The 19,209-nt window shown below is 59.6% G+C and carries 15 protein-coding genes; 2 read left to right on the forward strand and 13 right to left on the reverse strand.

All coding sequences use genetic code 11. The annotated features are described in order from the left end of the window. Nucleotides 1–45: 45 nt before the first annotated feature. The 9 genes from ACZRJ6_RS17625 to ACZRJ6_RS17665 all read right to left on the reverse strand — a co-directional run bounded on the left by ACZRJ6_RS17625 (nucleotide 46) and on the right by ACZRJ6_RS17665 (nucleotide 11,835). Entirely contained in the window at nucleotides 46–1,008 is a 963-nt protein-coding gene (locus tag ACZRJ6_RS17625) for a hypothetical protein (RefSeq protein WP_463969316.1), read from the reverse strand. A gap of 241 nt (nucleotides 1,009–1,249) precedes the next feature. Continuing rightward, complete coding sequence (locus tag ACZRJ6_RS17630) at nucleotides 1,250–2,122, reverse strand: hypothetical protein (RefSeq protein ID WP_463969315.1); 873 nt, start codon at nucleotides 2,120–2,122, stop codon at nucleotides 1,250–1,252. A gap of 354 nt (nucleotides 2,123–2,476) precedes the next feature. Further along, complete coding sequence (locus tag ACZRJ6_RS17635; RefSeq protein ID WP_463969314.1) at nucleotides 2,477–4,882, reverse strand: TonB-dependent siderophore receptor; 2,406 nt, start codon at nucleotides 4,880–4,882, stop codon at nucleotides 2,477–2,479. 96 nt (nucleotides 4,883–4,978) lie between these two features. Continuing rightward, a complete protein-coding gene (locus tag ACZRJ6_RS17640) occupies nucleotides 4,979–5,950 on the reverse strand; it encodes a FecR family protein (protein ID WP_463969593.1) in 972 nt (323 codons plus the stop codon). Nucleotides 5,951–5,982: 32 nt separating this feature from the next. Next, nucleotides 5,983–6,483 carry a sigma-70 family RNA polymerase sigma factor gene (locus ACZRJ6_RS17645; RefSeq protein WP_149413147.1) on the reverse strand — a complete coding sequence of 167 codons (501 nt, stop codon included), beginning with the start codon at nucleotides 6,481–6,483 and terminating at the stop codon, nucleotides 5,983–5,985. 80 nt (nucleotides 6,484–6,563) lie between these two features. Further along, on the reverse strand, nucleotides 6,564–7,919 hold the full coding sequence (locus ACZRJ6_RS17650; RefSeq protein WP_463969313.1) for an MATE family efflux transporter: 1,356 nt from the start codon (nucleotides 7,917–7,919) through the stop codon (nucleotides 6,564–6,566). A gap of 94 nt (nucleotides 7,920–8,013) precedes the next feature. Continuing rightward, the gene (locus ACZRJ6_RS17655; RefSeq protein ID WP_463969312.1) at nucleotides 8,014–9,312 is read right to left on the reverse strand and encodes an NAD(P)/FAD-dependent oxidoreductase; all 1,299 of its coding nucleotides are present in this window, start codon (nucleotides 9,310–9,312) and stop codon (nucleotides 8,014–8,016) included. Then, nucleotides 9,309–10,397 carry a polyamine ABC transporter substrate-binding protein gene (locus ACZRJ6_RS17660; protein ID WP_463969311.1) on the reverse strand — a complete coding sequence of 363 codons (1,089 nt, stop codon included), beginning with the start codon at nucleotides 10,395–10,397 and terminating at the stop codon, nucleotides 9,309–9,311. The genes ACZRJ6_RS17655 and ACZRJ6_RS17660 overlap by 4 nt, the downstream gene beginning before the upstream one ends. A gap of 79 nt (nucleotides 10,398–10,476) precedes the next feature. Continuing rightward, on the reverse strand, nucleotides 10,477–11,835 hold the full coding sequence (locus ACZRJ6_RS17665; protein ID WP_463969310.1) for a glutamine synthetase family protein: 1,359 nt from the start codon (nucleotides 11,833–11,835) through the stop codon (nucleotides 10,477–10,479). Between the two features lie 162 nt (nucleotides 11,836–11,997). On the opposite strand from ACZRJ6_RS17665, the gene ACZRJ6_RS17670 reads away from it, so the two are divergent. Beyond that, nucleotides 11,998–12,909, forward strand: coding sequence for a helix-turn-helix domain-containing protein (locus ACZRJ6_RS17670; RefSeq protein WP_463969309.1), 912 nt, complete (start codon nucleotides 11,998–12,000; stop codon nucleotides 12,907–12,909). Nucleotides 12,910–12,972: 63 nt separating this feature from the next. On the opposite strand, the gene ACZRJ6_RS17675 is transcribed toward ACZRJ6_RS17670, so the two are convergent. From ACZRJ6_RS17675 to ACZRJ6_RS17685, 3 genes are read right to left on the reverse strand one after another with little or no spacing between them, the layout of a single operon-like run. Beyond that, on the reverse strand, nucleotides 12,973–14,082 hold the full coding sequence (locus tag ACZRJ6_RS17675) for an acetoin dehydrogenase dihydrolipoyllysine-residue acetyltransferase subunit (protein ID WP_463969308.1): 1,110 nt from the start codon (nucleotides 14,080–14,082) through the stop codon (nucleotides 12,973–12,975). Then, nucleotides 14,079–15,098 (reverse strand): alpha-ketoacid dehydrogenase subunit beta, encoded by a 1,020-nt coding sequence (locus ACZRJ6_RS17680; RefSeq protein WP_463969307.1) that lies wholly within the window; start codon nucleotides 15,096–15,098, stop codon nucleotides 14,079–14,081. The genes ACZRJ6_RS17675 and ACZRJ6_RS17680 overlap by 4 nt, the downstream gene beginning before the upstream one ends. A gap of 39 nt (nucleotides 15,099–15,137) precedes the next feature. Next, the gene (locus ACZRJ6_RS17685) at nucleotides 15,138–16,115 is read right to left on the reverse strand and encodes a thiamine pyrophosphate-dependent dehydrogenase E1 component subunit alpha (RefSeq protein WP_463969306.1); all 978 of its coding nucleotides are present in this window, start codon (nucleotides 16,113–16,115) and stop codon (nucleotides 15,138–15,140) included. Nucleotides 16,116–16,424: 309 nt separating this feature from the next. Here ACZRJ6_RS17685 and ACZRJ6_RS17690 point away from each other — a divergent pair, with 309 nt between their 5' ends. Beyond that, nucleotides 16,425–18,290 carry a sigma-54-dependent Fis family transcriptional regulator gene (locus ACZRJ6_RS17690; RefSeq protein WP_463969305.1) on the forward strand — a complete coding sequence of 622 codons (1,866 nt, stop codon included), beginning with the start codon at nucleotides 16,425–16,427 and terminating at the stop codon, nucleotides 18,288–18,290. Nucleotides 18,291–18,409: 119 nt separating this feature from the next. On the opposite strand, the gene ACZRJ6_RS17695 is transcribed toward ACZRJ6_RS17690, so the two are convergent. Continuing rightward, nucleotides 18,410–19,189 (reverse strand): acetoin reductase, encoded by a 780-nt coding sequence (locus ACZRJ6_RS17695; RefSeq protein ID WP_463969304.1) that lies wholly within the window; start codon nucleotides 19,187–19,189, stop codon nucleotides 18,410–18,412. Between the last annotated feature and the right edge of the window lie 20 nt (nucleotides 19,190–19,209).

Below are 19,209 nucleotides of genomic sequence, written 5' to 3' on the forward strand. Positions count from 1 at the left end.
GCTTGAGATGCTTCGAGGCGTCTCAAGCACCGATGAGAGGATGTGTCACATGTCCTTTTCTTTCTTGTCGTTCTTCAGCCAGCGATCAATGCTGTAGTTCTTTAGCCAGCCATCGTCATTGTGGCTGCCAAAAATATTGGTACCGTTGGCTTTGGTGCTGTCCAACGAGGCCAGCAAGCCAGGACGTTCAACCAGGTTCTTTGCCATGTAAACCTGTTGTTCGCTGTATTTTTTCTTGGGCAACCCATTCGCTGGATCGAGGACCACATTCGCGCTCTTGTCGACTTCGTCAGGGTCCTTGCTCATCTCTATGAGCTTGTCTTTATTCACGTAGCGGTGTTTTTCGAAAAAGAATGACCGGTCTTCTGACTTGTCCCTCAAATCATCAAATACGCCTCTAAACGCCTTGACGAGTTGGGCGTTGCTCATTGAATGAAACGGATCAGCGCTCTGCGTATTGGGGTCGGTGTTGCCCACCAGGCTGTCAGCCGCCTCGGCAAGGCTTTTCTCGGTGATTTTGCCACCATTGCCAAGGATCGCTTCGTTCAAGCGCGGACGATTGAGGATCGCCTTGGCCAGCATGATGTTGCGGTCCTGCCCTTCACTCTCGCCCATTTTTTCAGCAGCGATTTTCTGCAGGGAGGACTGGGTCAATTTGCCATCTTTTTTAAATTTATCCAGCTCTGAGAAGTTGTTCTTGAATGCAGTCGCCAACAGGCTGTCCGACGAGCTGACGTAGGGATTTCCAGAAGTCTGCATCCCGCCATGGATGTTCTGAAAGTCCACGTGACGGGTCTGGGGGGCAGACATGCCTGGAAACTGCAAAGGGGCGGCATAAGCAGTGACCTGACCAGGTGCGCCAAGCGCTCGGACATCCATTCCCGGACGAGTGTAACCCGTGCCACCGAATGCCACGGGGGCTGCGCGCTGCTCCGAACCAAGTATGGCCTTAATATGCGGCGGTACGAAAGATAGTGTGCCGCCGGGGTTGATACCGTTGATAGTCATGATTCACTCCACATATTGGGATTGCAATGCCTTGACCCTGACAACCGTAATATCCGAGAACAGGTCGTCTATTAATGCGGGACAAGCAAAGTCTGTGTGGCAAACCAGCGAAAATGGTTCCTGCCCATTGAGCAAAGCTGACAAGACACCTCAAGTTTATCCAGATGCAGTTGTCAGTTGCCCAAGGCAGGTTATTACGACTTCAATATCTATGAATGGTGTGGGCGAAAACTACTTGGCTTTAGCCTGGCAAAGACGACGTTGTTACTCCGTAACCGTAATACGGATTGCTATTACCCTTGGACTTATCTACTGCAATCTGTAGATTTTTTCGATCAATAAGCCCGTCATACTTTCCGGTTTCAGAGTGTTTATCTGAAAGCCCGAGAAGATTGGGACGCATCAAGTACTCTTGAGCCAGCAGAGTGTCACGATCCTGCGAGAAATTACCGGAAGGATATGGACGATCAGCAATCGCCTTGAGTGATTTTTCAGAGATATATCCACGTCGTTTCGGATCTTCGAACGTGCCAAAGCTGTTTTGCAGTGCTTGGGCAAGACTCGCATCAGACTGCTGGGAGAACTCATTCCTGGGGGGTTGCCCGTAGGATGGCGGCGGGCAATACCCCGGATCCGGCAAAGGCTGCGGGAAAACTCCGGGCCCACAGCCATTCCCCGGCTGGGCGGGCATGCCTCCACCCCAACCTGGGCCGCCCCCACCCATAGGAGGTTGACCCATCATCTGCATGAAAAAATTCATCATATTCATATAGAGCCGCTGGAGCGGGTTCGTATAGGAAGCCTGTGCCTGGCCATAAGAGGGCGCAGCGTTATTGCCCGGTGCCTGGAATGAGTTCGAACTTGTGAAGTCCCTCATATTCGGGGAGCCAAAAACCTGGTTCTGGCGTTGCGATTCAAAGAATTGAAGCCCTTGCGGCGCACCCCCTCCGTTGAATACAAACGGAGCCTGTGTCGATTGATACCCTGAATGCTGTCGCGGGCAACAGGTGCTTTGCATGCCGGACATCGCCTGTTGAGGATCAGGCTTTAGACCGGCAGAAATGGACACAATCACTCCGTTACTACTGCGAAACTCAGTTTGTGCATATGTCATGTGAAACCCTCTGCTCAGTTTGTGAAAGCACACCACCTGCCGACGTCCGGGCGCCAGCAAGTACACGTTATGTGGCAAGCCAGCAGAGTTGGTTCCTCGATATGTTTTTTATGCGTTATTGGCTGAGGGAAAAATCCGATATAAATCTGTTAACAGTCCTTATTGCGCCGTCAGATAATAATCAGCCAATACTCATTGGCAGGAATAGTCCTACCCACTTGAATCACCTAGTCATCACGCCGACTCAATGTCGAGTATGGAACCGATTGGAAAGGCCCAACGTCCTCTATCAAGCTAAATAGACTCCCACAGACCTGCATTGCGCATTCTGTAAGAGTCTGCTTGAGCGGGTACTTAGAAACCTACGCTGGCCTGCACAAAGAACGTGCGCGGTTCGCCCAGGTAAAGCCCGGCATTGTTATCACTGGAACGGGTGTAGTGCTGCTGGTCGAAGACGTTTTTCACACCGACGCCCAGTTTCAGGTTCGACAGTTGCGCACCGAAGTCGTAGCCGCTGCGCACGTTGACCGACACGTAGCCTGGGATATCACCGTACTGACCGTCAGCGGTGGGCTGGGTGACGTAGGTACTGGTAGTACCCGGCGCACGCTGACCGGACTGGGCGTAGACGTCGAGGTTGTGGGTCCAGTGGTTGACGTCGTAACGCAGCCCCAGGGTCGCCACTTCTCGGGAGTACAGCGGCAGGTCACGGCCCTTGAACGGCACATCGCCCTCGGAGGTGGCCTTGGTGTAGGTGATGCCGGCATTGGCGGTCAGGCCTTCCAGGCGCGGGTCCAGGTTCGCCAGGTCGTAATGGGCCGAGGCCTCGATACCGGTGTGTTTGGTGGCACCGAGGTTGGTCCAGCCCACGTCGTTGCTGACGTATTGAAGCTCATCAGAGAAGTCGATGTAGAACAGCGTCACTTCGCCGCCCCAGACGTTGTCGTTGTAGCGCGTACCGATCTCGTAGGTCTTGGCTTTTTCCGGTTGCAGGCCGTTGGCAGTCTGGTCGCCGTTACCGCCCTGGCCGAGCTGAAAGTATTGCAGGCTGCCAAAAGACGTTTCGTAGTTGGCGAACAGTTTCCAGGCATCGGAGAGGTGGTACATCACGCTCAGTGCCGGCAGCGGTTCATTGTTTTTGATCTGGCGACGTTTCTCCTGGACCGTGGTGCCGTTCAGCGCCACTACCGGGCGGTCATGCCATTCGGTGCGAATGCTTTCGAAGCGAATGCCCGGCGTGATGGTCCATTTGCCCACGTCGATCTTGTCATCGATATAAAATGAGTTGGCCTCGGTGCCACCGGTGCGGTCCTGGTAGACATGGCCGTCATTCTGGCCGACCGGCGTGGGCAGGTTGTTGACCAGTGCCAAGCTGGTGGCCTGCTCGTGCATGCCTTCTTTCAGGTAGCGATAACCGATGCTGGCTTCCTGGGTGGTGGGGCCAAGGTCAAAGACATGGGACACCCGTGGCTCGATGCCGAAGGTGTAGTAGGTGCGTGGGTAGGAACTGAGGGCTTTCAGGTCGCGGTTAGCGATGTTGCTGCCACGGAAACTGTCCGAGTAATAGGTCAGCACTTCGGCCTGAGTGCGGTCGTCGATCTGCCGGATGTATTTGAAGGACACATCTTTGCGCCGGCCACTGAAGTTGTCCCAGTCACGCACCGATTGATACGGGTTGGCGTCGAACTGCTTCTGGGTCAGGCCGCCGGGCATGTCGGCACTGGCATCGTAGTAGTGAAAATTCAGCGAGAAGTCGTCTTGATCGGTCGGCGCCCAATGGGTCTTGAAGATCACATCGTCGATGTCGTTGGCGTTGTTGCTGTTGCGATAACCGTTGCCGTTGACTCCGGAGTACAGCAGCGCTGCACCGATGCCGTTGTCGGCCGTGCCACCGATAAAGGCGTTTTCCACATGCTTCCAGCCGCCGTGAGCGGAAGTTTGCAGGGTGGTGCCGACTTCCCCGGAGAACTTCTCGGGGATCGCGCGGGTCACGAAGTTGATCACGCCGCCGACGTTCTGTGGCCCATAACGTACGGAACCGGCGCCGCGCACCACGTCGATGCTGTCCAGGTTGCCGGCGGAAATCGGCGCCATCGACAGCTGAGGCTGACCATACGGAGCAAAGGCCGCCGGTACGCCGTCGATCAGCACCGTGGATCGTGGCGACAGGCGCGACGTCAGGCCGCGCACGCCGACGTTGAGGGAAATATCGCTGCCACCGGTACCGTTGGACTCCTGCACCTGCACACCCGGCACGCGCCGCAGCACGTCACCGACGTTCATCGCGCCCTGCTCCACCATGGCTTCGCGGCGGATCACCGTTCGCGCGCCGGGGTGGTTTTGCACCACTTCGGCATTGGCATCGCCCAGCCAGTCGCCGACCACCTTGATGTCGGTGGCGCCCAGTTCCAGGGGCGAACCGGCTTCACCGGTGCCACCGGACAACGGGCGCAGCGTCACCGACCCGGAATCAATCTGGTAGTCCAGGCCGCTGCCTTGCAGCAATTGGCGCAAGGCTTGTTCTGGCGACAGGTTGCCGTCCACTGCAGGCGCTTGCTTGCCGGCCACCATGTCAGGGCTGAAAAACACTTGCAGGGAAGTTTGCTGCCCCAGCTGGCTCAGCGCCGAACTCAAGGGTTGAGCCTGGATATGAATGGCGTCGTCAGCGTAGGCCGCCGGGATCGCGGCACTGACCGCAAGAGCCAGGGCCAGTGGAACCCAACGGAACAATTTATTGTTTTTCACGGCGAGTTTTTTCACGTCGAACCTAGTCCTGTGATCGCAAGAGAGTGCGTCTGTTAATGCAAACCAGTTGCAGTTGGACAAGAAGACGAAGAACTCGGAAAAAACCTGAATCTAGCGTGAAATTATTTCCTGGCTGCCGTCGGGAAGTGTGCGCAGGGCCACCGGCAATATGTGCGGCAAGGCCTTGAGCAACGCGTCGGTGTCGTTGGATTTGAACACGCTGGTCAGGCGCAGAGTGCTCGCCGCCGTGCTGACCCGAAGCGGTTGCTCACGGTAGCGGGAGACTTCCCGGGCCACTTCACCGAGGGTCGCGTTGTTGAACACCAGCTTGCCCGTGCGCCAGGCTGTGAGTTCTTCTGGATTGACGGCGTAAGCCGCCGCCACCAGCCCCTGGCCATCAATCGCCGTGCCCCGGCCTGCCGTCAGCGTGACGAGATGCTCCGGGGATCGGCCCTGCACCTTGACCGTACCGGCCTCGACCACTACGCGGGTCTGATCCTCATCGCGGCGCACGTCGAAACGGGTACCGGTGACCGTCACCTGCCCTGCTCCGGCCTTGACCACAAAGGGCCGACTGCTGTCGTGCTCGACACTGAACATCGCTTCGCCCTGCTTGAGTTCAATGCCGCGCTGGCCCTTTTCGTAATGCACGATCACCACGCTGCGACTGTTCAAGTCCATCAGCGAACCGTCCGGCAACGCGACCTGACGGCGCTCACCCAGGGTTGTACTGAATTGGGCCTCATAAGCCTGCGGATGATTCAAGCCGCTAAACAGCCCAAGGCCAACGGCGAGCGCCAACACACTGGCCGCCACCGCATAACGCAGCAACGGGCGGCGCTTGGTACATGCCGGAGGCGTATCGCACAACGCCTGTAACCGATCCTTGGGCAACAAATCAGTGGCGCTCCACAGCCCTTGCAACACGTCAAATTCGTACTGATGCTCAGGGCTTTCCTCACGCCAGGCGTCGAAACGGCTGCGCTCCTCGGTGCTCAACGGGCTGTCCTGCAGACGCACGAACCATTGCGCAGCCTCGTCTCGGGTCGTCGCACTGCCGCCGGCACACTCACGGGCATCCATCATGGAAGGTCCTGTTTCAAAACGGGCATGGGTCATGGGGCTATCGCGTCCAGGCGCTCGCGCAGATGCCGCAGGGTGCGGATCATATACTTTTCCACCATGTTTTTAGAAAGCCCCAGGCGCTCGGCGATTTCCTGCTGGGTCAGCCCTTCGATCTTTTGCCAGATGAAAATCTTGCGGCAATTAAGCGGCAACTCGGCCAAGGCCCGCTCGATGGAGGCCGCCAACTGGATCGCGTGCATGAAGTGCTCCGGGTCGCCGCTGGGGGGCGAACTCTGATCAAAGGCTTGCAACGCCATCGCCTCCCGCCGGTCCTCGCGACGATAGGCATCAACGGCGATATTGCGCGCGGTCTGATGCAGATAGGCGCGAGGCTGCTCGACCTGGGTCGATTTGGACTCAAGTACCCGCACGAAGGTATCGTGGGCCAGGTCCTCGGCCTGCTGACGGTTTCTCAGGCGGCGCGTCCAGGTCCCGATCAACTCTTCGTAGTGCTCGAAAAAGCCTGTTCTGCGGGGCGGCTGAGGAGTCATCGGGATGCACTGGGTAGGCGGGGCGCGAATAGTAATGCTTCCTATTAAGCGGAGCAATTGCTTCCCGTCGCCCAGGCCATTCAAACCAACCGCTTAATCTGCTTATGCCGCCAAACCAACCGGTAATACGCCGTCTGCAACGCCAACATCGTCAAATACGTCACCGGAAATGCCATCCACACCCCTTCCAGCCCAAACCGCGCATTGAGCAGATACGCCACCGGCAACTCCACCCCCAGCACGCAGAAAATCGAGATCGCCACCGGCATCAACACCACGCCACTGGCGCGCATGATCCCGCCCACCACCGCCTGGAAGCCGAACACCAGGATGCTCCAGAGCATGATGTGCAGCAGGTGCTCGGCCTTGATCCGCGCTTCGTTGTCGGTGATGAACAGCCCCAGCAACCAGTGGGACAACACATAGCCCAGCACAATCAACCCGCCCGTCAGGCAAGTGTTGATCAAAAGCCCCGTGCGCAAGATCGGCCCGATGCGTTCCAGGCGTCCCGCACCAATGGCCTGGGCGCCGAGGATCGAGGCCGTGATGGCAATCGACAGCGCCGGAAATTGCACATAGTTGACGATCTGCGTCACCGCGCCATAAGCCGCCGTGGCTTGGGAACCATGGCTGTTGACCAGCGCCAGGATTACCAGCTCCGACAGCGACAGCACTACCATCTGCAAGCCAGTGGGCAAGCCGATGCGCAAGACCTTGCCGAGGATCGCCCGGTCCAGGCGCAAGGCCTTGAGCAGTTCGCGATCTGGCGCCATAACGTGCTTTTTGTGGCGCAGGCGCAGCACCAGAAACAACATGGCCAGGGCGTTGCCTACCAGCCCGGCCCACACCGCGCTCTGAATACCCATGGGCGGCAAGCCGATCCAGCCGCGAATCAGCGCTGGGGTCAGCAGCAGGCCCACCAGTGTCGACACCACCAATGCCAACAACGGCGACACCGTGTCGCTCACCCCCCGCAGCAACTGGGTGTAGAGGATAAACACCAACAGCAGCGGCATGATCAACATCATAATCTGTGCATAGCCGACCGCGTCGTCCAGCACATCCGCCGGCGTGCCCAGGGCCTGCATCGCCGGGCGGGCGAACAGGCTGCCCAACACCGCCGCGATCACCCCGATCAACGCACCCAGCGTCAAGGTGGCACCGGTGATCGACTTCACCAGGCCCGTCTCCTGCGCCCCCCAGGCCTGGCCGATCAGCACCGAGGCGCCCGCCCCCAGGCCGATCACCAGGGCGATAAAAAAGAACACGATGGGAAACATCCCCGATACCGCCGCCAACGCCTGGGTGCCGAGCATTTGCCCGACATAAATGCCGTTGAGGGTGCCGGAAAAACTCTGCAGGAAATTGGACAGCACCATCGGTGCCAGAAAGATCAGGTAGACCTGCCACAGCGGGCGTTGCAAAGGGTTTTGCATGAAATGCGGGGCCTCGGGAGAACAAAGCGACCGAGGGGTTATACCGTAAATGGATCCAATCGCGCTGCGCTTTATCCGCACTCGGGCTCGACGATCAATGCAACATCTCCCGCAGCCGATACCACAACATCCCCAGCGCCAGCAGTGGCGAGCGCAACGCCTTGCCGCCGGGGAAGGTCATGTGTGGCACCCGGCTGAAAATATCCAGGCCCTGGCTGTGCCCGGCGTGAATGCCTTCGGCCAACAACCGCGCGCACCAATGAGTAACGTTAAGGCCATGGCCGCTATAGCCCTGGGCGTAGAACACATTGGGGTATTGGCTGAGCCGCCCCACCTGGGGAAACCGATTGGCGGTGATGCCGATCTTGCCGCCCCACTGGAACTCAATGGCGGTGCTGGCCAGTTGCGGGAAGACCTTGAGCATCTTCGGCCGCATGTAAGCGGCAATATCTACCGGGTCACGACCGGAGTAATGACAGGCACCACCAAACAACAAACGGCGATCTGCCGAAAGCCGGTAGTAATCGAGCCCGACCTTCTGGTCACACAACGCCAGGTTCTGCGGGATCAACTGGCTAGCTACTTCAATCGATAACGGTTCGGTAGCGATGATATAGCTGCCAGCGGGAAGCACCTTGCCACTCAAGCGCGGCTCCAGGTCTTCCAGATGCGCATTGCACGCCAGCACCAGGCTGCCCGCGCGCACGGTGCCAAACTCACAACGCACCTGCACCGTATCGCCATGGATCAATTCCAGCACCGGGGTGTTTTCGAAGATTCGCACACCAAGGGATGCAGCGACGCGGGCCTCCCCCACGACCAGGTTCAGCGGATGCAGGTGTCCTGAGCCCATATCCACCAGGCCACCGGCATACAAACCCGAACCCACCACCTGCTGTATATCCTGCGGTCCCACCAGCCGGGTTTCATGGGCATAACCCAAGGTTGCCAAACTCTCCAGCTCACCCTGAAACGCCGCGAACTGCGCTGGCGTGTTGGCCAGTTCGCAAAAGCCCCAGCGCAAGTCGCAGTCTATGGCGTGTTCGCGGATGCGCTCGCCCACCAGCGCCACCGAATCGATTCCCGCCTGTTGCAGGTAACGCACGCCCTCCTCGCCCACATAGCGGGCAAAGCCGGAGACGTCATGGCCGATTCCGCGTATCAACTGCCCGCCGTTGCGCCCGCTGGCGCCCCAGCCGATGCGCCGGGCTTCCAGCAGGATCACCGAAAGTCCGCGCTGAGCCAACTCAATGGCGGTGTTGACCCCGGTAAAACCACCGCCGATCACGCAGACATCGGCGCTCAGGTCAGCGTCCAGTGATGGATGCCGGGGCATGGCGTTGGCCGAAGCCAGGTAGTAGGACCGGGCGTGGTCTGAAGACGAGAGATTCATTGATTGGACTTCACTTTGCTCCAACTGCGAGTCATCACGCGCATGATCGCCGGGCTTGGGGTGGTCGAAATGTAGAGTTTGTCGAGCACTTCCTGGGGCGGGTACACCTCAGGATTGTTCACCAATTGCGGGTCCATAAAGGCCTTGGCTGCAGGATTCGGGTTGGCATAGCCGACGGAGGCGCTGACCTTCGCAATCACCTGCGGGTCCAGCAGGTAATTGATAAAGGCGTGGGCTTCTTTCGGGTTGGCGGCGTCTGCCGGAATGGCCAGCAGGTCGAACCACAGGTTGCTGCCTTCCTTAGGAATCGAATAGGCAATGTTGACGCCGTTGTTGGCTTCCTTGGCACGGTTGGCGGCCTGGAACACGTCGCCGGAGTAACCGAAGGCCACGCAGATGTCGCCGTTGGCCAGGTCGGAGATGTACTTGGATGAATGGAAATAGGTGATGTACGGCCGCAGAGTCAACAGCTTGGCTTCGGCCTTTTTGTAGTCTTCAGAATTCTCACTGAGCGGGTCCATGCCCATGTAGTTGAGGATCGCCGGGAACACTTCATCCGCCGAGTCCAGTACAGCCACGCCGCACTGGTGGAGCTTCTTCAGGTTCTCGGGTTCAAACAACACCGCCCAGGAATCGATATGGTCGATGCCCAGCACCTGCTTGACCTTGTCGACGTTATAGCCAATGCCGTTTGTGCCCCACAGATACGGCACCGAATGCGCGTTGCCCGAGTCGTTTTTCTCCAGCAGCGTGAGCAGTTTGGGGTCCAGATTCTTGTAGTTTGGCAACTGCGAGCGATCCAGTTTCAGAAACGCCCCTGCTTGTACCTGGCGCGCCAAAAAGTGGTTGGATGGCACCACTACGTCATAGCCGGTGCGGCCCGCCAGCAGTTTTCCCTCCAGGGTTTCATTGGAGTCGAACACGTCGTAGATCACCTTGATCGAGGTCTTGGCCTGGAAGTCGACCAGGGTGGTCTCGCCGATGTAGTCGGTCCAGTTGTAGACGCTGACCGTCGGCGCGGCCTGGCTCGTAGCGCTGAACAACACCGCCAAGGCCAGTGGAAGAAGCTTTTTCACACGACGCATATCGACACCCCTTTGCATGATTTTATTGTTATGTAATCGCCCACCCTCGACGACAAGCTGTCGAGGCGTGTTTAGTGCGTTAGACGCTCAGCAACAAAAACTCGCGCTCCCAGGAACTGATCACCCGCTTGAAATTCTCGTGTTCGGCACGCTTGACCGCGACGTAGCCACGGACAAACTTGTCGCCCAGGTACTGCTTGATGGTTTCGCACTCTTCCATCTTGGTCAGGGCGTCTTCGAGGGTGATCGGCAGGCGAAAACTGCGCCGCTCGTAGGCTCGGCCTTGCACTGGGGCGCTCGGCTCGATCTTTTCGATCATCCCCAGGTAGCCGCACAACAGGCTCGCGGCGATGGCCAGGTACGGGTTGGCGTCGGCTCCCGGCAGGCGGTTTTCCACGCGCATGGCGTCGGGGCTGGAAGTGGGCACGCGCAGGCCGACGGTGCGATTTTCTTCGCCCCACTCGACGTTGACCGGCGCCGACGTCTCCGGCAGGAAGCGGCGAAACGAGTTCACATTCGGCGCAAACATCGGCAGCAGCTTGGGGATGTACGTCTGTAAGCCGCCGATGTAGTGCAAAAACAACTGGCTCATCTTGCCGTCACCATCGACAAACACCGGCTTGCCGGTGGCGATATCCACCACACTCTGGTGCAGGTGCATGGCGCTGCCAGGCTCGTCGGCCACCGGCTTGGCCATGAAGGTCGCGGTGACGTTGTGCTTGAGCGCCGCTTCGCGCAGGGTGCGCTTGAACACGGTGATCTGGTCTGCCAGGTCGAGGGCGTCGCCGTGGCGGAAGTTGATTTCCATCTGCGCCGGGCCGTCTTCGTGGATCAGCGTGTCGATGTCCAGGCCCTGGGCTTCGCACCAGTCGTAGACGTCTTCGAACAGCGGATCAAATTCGTTGGCGGCGTCGATGGAAAACGACTGGCGGCCGCTTTCCGCGCGACCTGAGCGGCCTAGTGGGGTTTTCAGCGGCAGGTCCGGGTCTTCGCAGCGCTGGGTCAGGTAGAACTCCATTTCCGGTGCGACAATCGGCTGCCAGCCCCGGTCGGTGTAGAGCTGCAAGACCTTTTTCAGCACGTTGCGCGGCGACAGTTCGATGGGGTTGCCGTGCTTGTCGAAGGTGTCGTGAATGACGATGGCAGTGGGCTCAATGGCCCACGGCACGACGTAGGTGGCGTTGGATACCGGGCGGCAGATCATGTCGATACCGGCCGGGTCCAGCAGGTCGTAGTAGATGTCGTCGTCGACAAAGTCCCCGGTGACCGTTTGCAACAAGACACTTTCCGACAGGCGCATGCCTCGCTCATGCAGGAACTTGTTGGTGGGTGCAAACTTGCCGCGTGCGATGCCAGTAAGGTCACTGATCACGCATTCGACTTTGATAATCTTGTGTTCTTTCAACCAGTCGGACAGCTGATCGAAGGGGGTGTGCATAAAGACCTCGGTCTAGGTTTGAAAAGCGCCGGCAGTTCGATCAGGCTCCAATGGCCCACTTCCCCCGCAGCGCGTTGAGGTCTATCTTGAACCCGCCTCTCGACAGCATCTATCCACTTTTCGCCAACCATAACGCACCATTAGAGTGCGCCCAGGTTACCCATGACACAGGCAACAGCTTTGCGCGTACAGGCCTTCACCACCGGTGATGTGGCCGCCCAATGCAGTGCGACACCCGGCTGGGTGCAGCAGTATCAGCAGATGTCCCCGGGGCATTTTGCCGGGCATATTCGCTATCTCGACCTGCAAGGGGTCCATGTGTACGAAGAGCGGATGAACACGCGGGTGGAGCAGAGTTTCAACGCGCCGCCAGGTTCGTTGGCGTTCTGCTTCGATGGCAGCGACAACGCGCTGTATATGCTCAATGGCGAAAGCCGCAACATCTGGATCACGCCAGAGAACTACCGTGAAGTGGCGGTGGTATTTGGCCCGCAGTTTGTCCAGAGGCATGCCCTGGACGTTGCGAAACTGGAAGGGCTGTTCATGGCCCCGCTTAATTCGCTGCAAAACGCCCTGTTCAGTCGCTGGCTCAGCACAACGCTCACTCGCTTGTCACAAGTAATCGATGCGCCCAGCTGCGATGCCCTGACTCAGCAGTTGCTGGACGATTGCCTGTTCATTCTCGATAACGCTTGCGTATGCCTGGACAAGGGTTCGTTTCAGCGCCGTACCGAAGAGCGAATCATCATGGCGCGGATCGGTGAATGGGCGGCGGATATGCCGGATGAAACCGTCAACCTGATGGAGCTGGCGCGCATTGCCGGGGTGCCGTTGCGCCAGTTGCAAAACGGGTTCAAGTCCTACACCGGAATAAACCCGGCGCAATGGTTGAGACTGCGGCGGCTGAACAGTGCGCGGCGGGAACTATTGAATCCGCCGTCAGTGGAGACGACCGTGACCGAGGTGGCAATGAAATGGTCGTTTTGGCATTTGGGGCGGTTTTCCAATAGTTATCAGGCGTTGTTCCAGGAGTTGCCCAGCGAGACTCTGAAGCGCCACCAGAAACTTCGGTGACATGCTATCCATGTGCGTGGTTTACCTGCGATGGCCATCGCAGGCGAACCCCTTTTTTCTCTACTAGCCTTGGGTTTTGAGAAACGCCGCCATCAACTCATTAACCCGCTCCGCCGCTTCCAACTGCACCATATGCCCCTGCCCCGGCAGGATCTCCACCAGGGCCTCCAACCCCTGGGCATGGCTTGCTGGAATAATTGCGTCGTCACTACCCCAGATCACCAGGCTCAGCTGTTGCCCCACCACATTGCGCAAATCCATCAACTGCCGGCCACCGCTGAACAACTGCCCGATGATTTGCCGCAGCGCCTGATCCACGCCTTCCAGCCGCTTGAACTTGAGCATGTCCTCCAACATCTGTCGATTGACCAGCTCCGGGTCGCTGAACAGTTGGATCAACTGCGGTTTGAGAGCATTGCGGTTGTTCGCCTCGGTGAAACCTTGCAGGTAGTCGCCGTTGATCTCAGTGCCCAGGCCGGCACTGGCGATCAAGGTCAGGGACGCCACTCGCCGGGGTGCCTGACGGGCAATGTCGAGGCACACCAGCCCGCCCATGGAATGCCCGGCCAAATGGACCCGTTCGATGTTCAAGTGATCAAGCAATGCCAGCACGGCTTCGCTCAACTCGCCCAGGTTGCCGTTTTGCAGGGCCTTGCCTGACTCGCCATGCCCCGGCAGGTCCAGGGCAATCACCCGCCGTTCGCTGGCCAACGCCGGGTGGTTGAACAGCCAGTTGTTCAGGTCGCCACCAAAACCATGGACCAGCACCAGTGGCGTACCGTCTTCACCGAGGTCCAGATAACGCAGCAAGCGCCCGCCCACTTCGACCTTCTGCGCTGACGGACCTGAAGCTTCGGCTTGCTCGGCAGTCGAGACAAATCCGGCCTGGAATGCCTCGATCACTGCGTCAATCTCGACCTCACTGGCCTCGCCCTCCACCACAATCGCCAACAGTGCGCCCACTGGCAAGGTTTCGTCAGTCTTCGCCAACACCCTGCGCAACACCCCGCTGAACGGCGCCTCGACGCTGCTGGAAATCTTGTCAGTCTCAACATCCAGCACTTCCTCGCCCTTCTCGACTCGCTCGCCTTCCCGCTTGAGCCAGACATCCACCCGGCCTTCGGTCATCGACAACCCCCACTTGGGCATGGTCAGTGTATGGATCTGGCTCATACAGCGTTCCTCTTGTCAGCGATCTTCAACACCGCCGCTTCGATCTTCGCCGCGTTGGGGATATACAAGTCTTCCAGAGCATCGGAGAACGGCACCGGCGTATGGGGCGCAGTGACCATTTCGATGGGTGCCCGCAGGGACGCGAACGCCCGCTGCGCCACCAAGGCGCTGATGTCGGTGGCAATGGAGCAGCGTGGATTGGACTCATCGATCACCACCAGGCGCCCGGTTTTCTCCACGCTTTCAAGGATGCTGTCTTCATCCAGCGGGCTGGTGGTGCGCAAGTCCAGCACTTCGCAGTCGATGCCCTGGCGGGCCAGGTTGGCCGCCGCTTCCATGGCGATGTGAACCATGCGCCCGTAAGTCACCAGGGTCACGTCGTTGCCTTCGCGCAGAAAGTTGGCTTCACCAAAGGGCACGGTGTACAGCTCTTCTGGCACTTCACCCTGGAGGCTGTAGAGCATTTTGTGTTCGAGGAAAATCACCGGGTCGTTGTCGCGGATCGCCTGGATCAGCATGCCCTTGGCGTCATAGGGCGTGGCCGGGCACACCACTTTAAGGCCAGGGATGTGGGTCCACATCGAGGTGAGCATTTGCGAGTGCTGGGCAGCGGCGCGCAGGCCGGCGCCGTACATCGCGCGGACCACCAGGGGCGTAGTGGTCTTGCCGCCGAACATGTAGCGAAACTTCGCAGCCTGGTTGAGCAACTGGTCCAGGCAGCAGCCGATAAAGTCGACGAACATCAATTCGCACACCGGTCGCATGCCACGGGTGGCAGCACCCACCGCCATGCCGACATAACCGACCTCCGACAGCGGCGCGTCCAGCACGCGGTCGGGAAACTCCGGGTACAGGCCCTTGGTGACGCCGAGCACACCGCCCCAGGCGTCCTGTTCACCAGGCGCTCCAGTGCCGCCGGAGACGTCCTGACCGATGATGAACACGCTCTGGTCGCGGCGCATTTCCTGGGCCAGGGCTTCGTTGATTGCCTGCTGATAGCTGATTTTTCTAGCCATGATGAAATCTCCACGGATTGTTTTTGTAATGGGTGGGTTCTAGCGGTAAGCGACGTAGACATCACTGAGCAGGTCGGCGGCCTGGGGCTTGGGGTCGGACTTGGCCAGGCGCACGGCATCTTCGATCAACTGGGCGACCTCAAGATTGATACGCTCGAACTGCCCGGCATCGAGCCAGCCTTCGGCCATGCAGCGCTGGCGAAACAGAGTCAGGCAGTCTCGGGTTTCCCGCAGGTTTTTGACTTCATCGGGGCCACGGTAGGTCTGCGCGTCGCCCTCAAAATGGCCGTAGTAGCGGCCCAACTTAACCTCCACCAAGGTCGGTCCGCTGCCACTGCGCGCCCGCTCAACGGCCACCCCAAGGACTTGGTGTACGGCGAAAAAATCATTGCCGTCGACGATCACCCCCGGCATGCCGAAACCCACGGCGCGGTCGGCGATGTCCTTGCAGGCCACCGACCAGCCGGACGCGGTGGCTTCGGCATAGCCGTTGTTCTCGGCAACGAACAGACACGGCAGGTTCATGATCGAGGCCAGGTTCATGGCTTCAAACACCGCACCTTCGTTGGAGCCGCCGTCGCCAAAAAACGCCACGGCCACGCCCTGGCTGCCCTTGAGCTTGGCCGCCAGGGCCGCGCCTGCTGCCAGCGGCGCACCGGCACCTACAATGCCGTTGGCGCCGAGCATGCCCTTCTCCTGATCGGCGATGTGCATGGAGCCGCCCTTGCCGCCGCAGACGCCGGTTTTTTTTCCATAGATTTCGGCCATCATGCCAAACACATCCACGCCCTTGGCGATGCAATGGCCGTGGCCACGGTGGTTGGAGGCAATGCAATCTTCATCGTTAAGGTGGGCCATGACCCCGGCGGCACAGGCTTCCTGCCCGGCATACAAGTGGACGAAACCGGGGATCTCGCCGGTGGCAAATTCAACGTGCAGGCGTTCTTCAAAATCACGGATGGTGCGCATCACGGTGTAGGCATGGAGCAATTGATCGGTGGACAGGTGAGTGGACATCTTGTTGTTCTCCAGGTTGTCTCGACACACAAAAGGCTGGATCAGGCCAGCTGCATGGCATTGAGCACAGCCTGTGCCAAGCTGCGCAAAAACCTGGAAAAGCCTTGACCCAGAGCAGTGCCAGACGGTTGTTCCGACGCTCCTGATGCCCGCAGAATGAGACGCGCCGTTGCAAGCTGCCCGCGCTGTCTCAGCCCCGGTGAGACGCTGCGTCTCAGCCTGGCCTGTGGTCGGTACGCGCTTGTCCCCTGCCACCGTTGCGCGCTTAATGGCGGGCATAACAACAAAGACCGAGAACCGGAGGCTTCAATGCTCGCCGTGAACTCCAAGGACCATGTCGACTGCGTCAGTCGCGTGGTTCGTAATGCCGACCGCCTGCCCCAGGCTCCGGTGCCGTCGCTGATTTGCGATTCCTGGCGGCGCTCCATGGAGCAGCACCACCTCGACCCCGGTTCCCTGCAAGGGCCGCGCATCCTCACCGAATCGCTGCTCAAGGAATGCCGCGAACGCGCCGAACTGTTCCTGCGCATTGCCAGTGAAGAAGTCGGGCAGATCCACAGCCGGGTGCGCCATGCCGACTACTGCGTGATGCTCACCGATGCCCAGGGCCAGACCATCGACCACCGGGTCGACGCCGCCATTCGCACCGATTGCCGCAAGGCTGGCCTGTACCTGGGCACCTGTTGGTCGGAAGCCGAGGAAGGCACCTGCGGCGTGGCCACGGTGCTGACCAGCAAGGCTGCGGTGACCGTGCATAAGCGCGATCACTTTCGCGCCGCCTTCATCGGCCTGACCTGCTCCGCCGCGCCGATCTTCGATCCCCAGGGCAACCTGCTGGGTGTGATGGACGCCTCGGCCCTCAAATCCCCGGATGACCGGCGTAGCCAACACCTGGTGCGCCAGATGGTGGCGCAAAGCGCGCGGGCCATCGAGAACGCGTTTTTTATGCACAGCGCCCGCCAGCATTGGGTATTGCAGGCCCACAGCACGCCCGGTTATGTCGACAGCCAGCCGGACCTGCTACTGGCCTGGGATAACGATGGCCGCCTGCAAGCCCTCAACAGCAAGGCGCGCCAGGCCCTACGCCTGCGCTTTGGCAAGGTACCGGAGCATATCGGCGAGGTGTTCAACTTGGACGCCTTGCGAGCGGTCACCGCTCAGTCCTCGCAGCACTTGCACTGGCTGGGGGAACCTGGAGCGTTGCAGGTGCGGGTCAGTGCGCCCCGGCGCAAACCGCCGCGCGCCTTGGTATCGGCCAATAGCCAGATCGACCCCCGCATGGAAGAACACCTGCGCCTGGCTGTGCGGGTCAAGGACCGCAACCTGCCTGTGCTGGTGCAAGGCGAAACCGGCGCAGGCAAGGAAGTCTTCGCTCGTCAGTTGCATGAACACAGTGCTCGGCGCGACGGGCCTTTTGTCGCGGTCAATTGCGCAGCGATTCCGGAAAATCTGATTGAAAGCGAGCTATTCGGCTACGTGGCCGGCGCCTTTACCGGTGCGTCGACCAAGGGCGTGACCGGGCTGTTGCTACAGGCCGATGGCGGCACGCTGTTTCTCGATGAAATCGGCGACATGCCGCTGGCCTTGCAAACTCGCTTGCTGCGGGTGATGGCCGAAGGCGAAGTGGCGCCGTTGGGCGCAGCGAAAACCCAGGCTGTGGATATCCAGGTGATCTGCGCCAGCCACCGCGACCTGGCGGCGCTGGTGAGCGGCGGAACCTTTCGCGAGGACCTGTACTTCCGCCTGGGTTGCGCGCGCTTCTGCCTGCCGCCGTTGCGTGAGCGTACGGACAAGCTGGCATTGCTCAATCAACTGCTGGAGCAGGAAGCCCGCAATAGCGGCGTGTCGGTGGGCATCGGCGCGGCGGCGTTGGAATTGCTGCTGGGTTACGCCTGGCCAGGGAACGTTCGGCAATTGCGCCATGTGCTGGCCTATGCCTGTGCGGTGTGTGACGGGGCAACGATTCAGGTGGCGGATTTGCCGGTGGAGATTCGTGGTGAGCATGCGCAGGCCCAGGTGCAGGAGAGTGTCAGCCCTGAGCGGCAGTTGGTGTTGGATGCATTGATTCGTCATCGCTGGAAGCCAGTGCCAACAGCGCAGGCGTTGGGAATTTCACGGGCGACCTTGTATCGACGGGTCAATCAGCTGGGGATTGATATGCCCGGGAAACACTGATCAAAAGCCGCTGATTTTGAAGCTTAGAAAACCTCCTGTGGCGAGCGAGCTTTCCCCAATGCCGCTCCTAAGGGGATCAATGCTCAGAAGATGTGTAGGTTCACCACAGGAGGAATGACTCAGCGGTAAAGTATGCCGCCATCAATCAACGGCGCCTGCCCGGTCATGTAGTCAGAATCCGGCCCCGCCAGGTACGAAACGAACCCCGCCACATCCTCTGGCGTTTCTGCCCGCCCGAGGGCAATCCCGCTCACAAACTTGTCATACGTCGCCCCCACCTTGGCCCCGGTAATCTCGGCCATCCGCTTGTCGATCTCAACCCACATATCGGTCCCCACCACGCCTGGGCAATAGGCGTTGACGGTAATCCCATCGCTGGCCAGTTCCTTGGCGGCAGCCTGGGTCAAGGCACGCACAGCAAACTTGCTGGCCGAGTACACGCCGAGCAAGGCAAAGCCGTCATGGCCGGCGATGGAGCAGGCATTGATGATTTTGCCCTTCTGCTTGAGCGCCTTGAATTTCTTGCCCGCGGCTTGAATCCCCCAGAGTGTGCCCTGGACGTTGATGCGCAGGGTGCGGTCGACTTGCTCGGGCGTCACGTCCAACAACGCGTCAATCTGTGCCACCCCAGCATTGTTGACGATGATGTCAAAGCCGCCCAGGGTCTGGTGGGCATGTTCGACCGCCGCGACCACTTGCTCCAGTTGCGAGACGTCGGCGACAAACACCGACGCTTTACGCCCAAGGGCCACGACCTCGGCCGCCACCGCCTCGATCTTGGCGCTGTTGATGTCCACCAAGGCAATGTCGGCGCCGTCCGCCGCCAGGCGCAGGGCGATGGCCCGGCCAATCCCCTGCCCGGCGCCGGTTACCAGTGCAACCTTTCCAGCGATGCTCATGACGATCTCCTTTAACGGTG

The sequence above is a fragment of the Pseudomonas sp. C321 genome (assembly GCF_055407105.1).

Coding starts and splice junctions, on each gene's coding strand:
- ACZRJ6_RS17645 (WP_149413147.1), bottom strand. CDS start 6,483: ATGACTCCTCAGCCGCCCCGCAGAACAGGCTTTTTCGAGCACTACGAA.
- ACZRJ6_RS17675 (WP_463969308.1), bottom strand. CDS start 14,082: ATGAGCCAGATCCATACACTGACCATGCCCAAGTGGGGGTTGTCGATG.
- ACZRJ6_RS17630 (WP_463969315.1), bottom strand. CDS start 2,122: ATGACATATGCACAAACTGAGTTTCGCAGTAGTAACGGAGTGATTGTG.
- ACZRJ6_RS17640 (WP_463969593.1), bottom strand. CDS start 5,950: ATGGATGCCCGTGAGTGTGCCGGCGGCAGTGCGACGACCCGAGACGAG.
- ACZRJ6_RS17625 (WP_463969316.1), bottom strand. CDS start 1,008: ATGACTATCAACGGTATCAACCCCGGCGGCACACTATCTTTCGTACCG.
- ACZRJ6_RS17685 (WP_463969306.1), bottom strand. CDS start 16,115: ATGTCCACTCACCTGTCCACCGATCAATTGCTCCATGCCTACACCGTG.
- ACZRJ6_RS17655 (WP_463969312.1), bottom strand. CDS start 9,312: ATGAATCTCTCGTCTTCAGACCACGCCCGGTCCTACTACCTGGCTTCG.
- ACZRJ6_RS17690 (WP_463969305.1), top strand. CDS start 16,425: ATGCTCGCCGTGAACTCCAAGGACCATGTCGACTGCGTCAGTCGCGTG.
- ACZRJ6_RS17660 (WP_463969311.1), bottom strand. CDS start 10,397: ATGCGTCGTGTGAAAAAGCTTCTTCCACTGGCCTTGGCGGTGTTGTTC.
- ACZRJ6_RS17680 (WP_463969307.1), bottom strand. CDS start 15,098: ATGGCTAGAAAAATCAGCTATCAGCAGGCAATCAACGAAGCCCTGGCC.
- ACZRJ6_RS17650 (WP_463969313.1), bottom strand. CDS start 7,919: ATGCAAAACCCTTTGCAACGCCCGCTGTGGCAGGTCTACCTGATCTTT.
- ACZRJ6_RS17695 (WP_463969304.1), bottom strand. CDS start 19,189: ATGAGCATCGCTGGAAAGGTTGCACTGGTAACCGGCGCCGGGCAGGGG.
- ACZRJ6_RS17665 (WP_463969310.1), bottom strand. CDS start 11,835: ATGCACACCCCCTTCGATCAGCTGTCCGACTGGTTGAAAGAACACAAG.
- ACZRJ6_RS17670 (WP_463969309.1), top strand. CDS start 11,998: ATGACACAGGCAACAGCTTTGCGCGTACAGGCCTTCACCACCGGTGAT.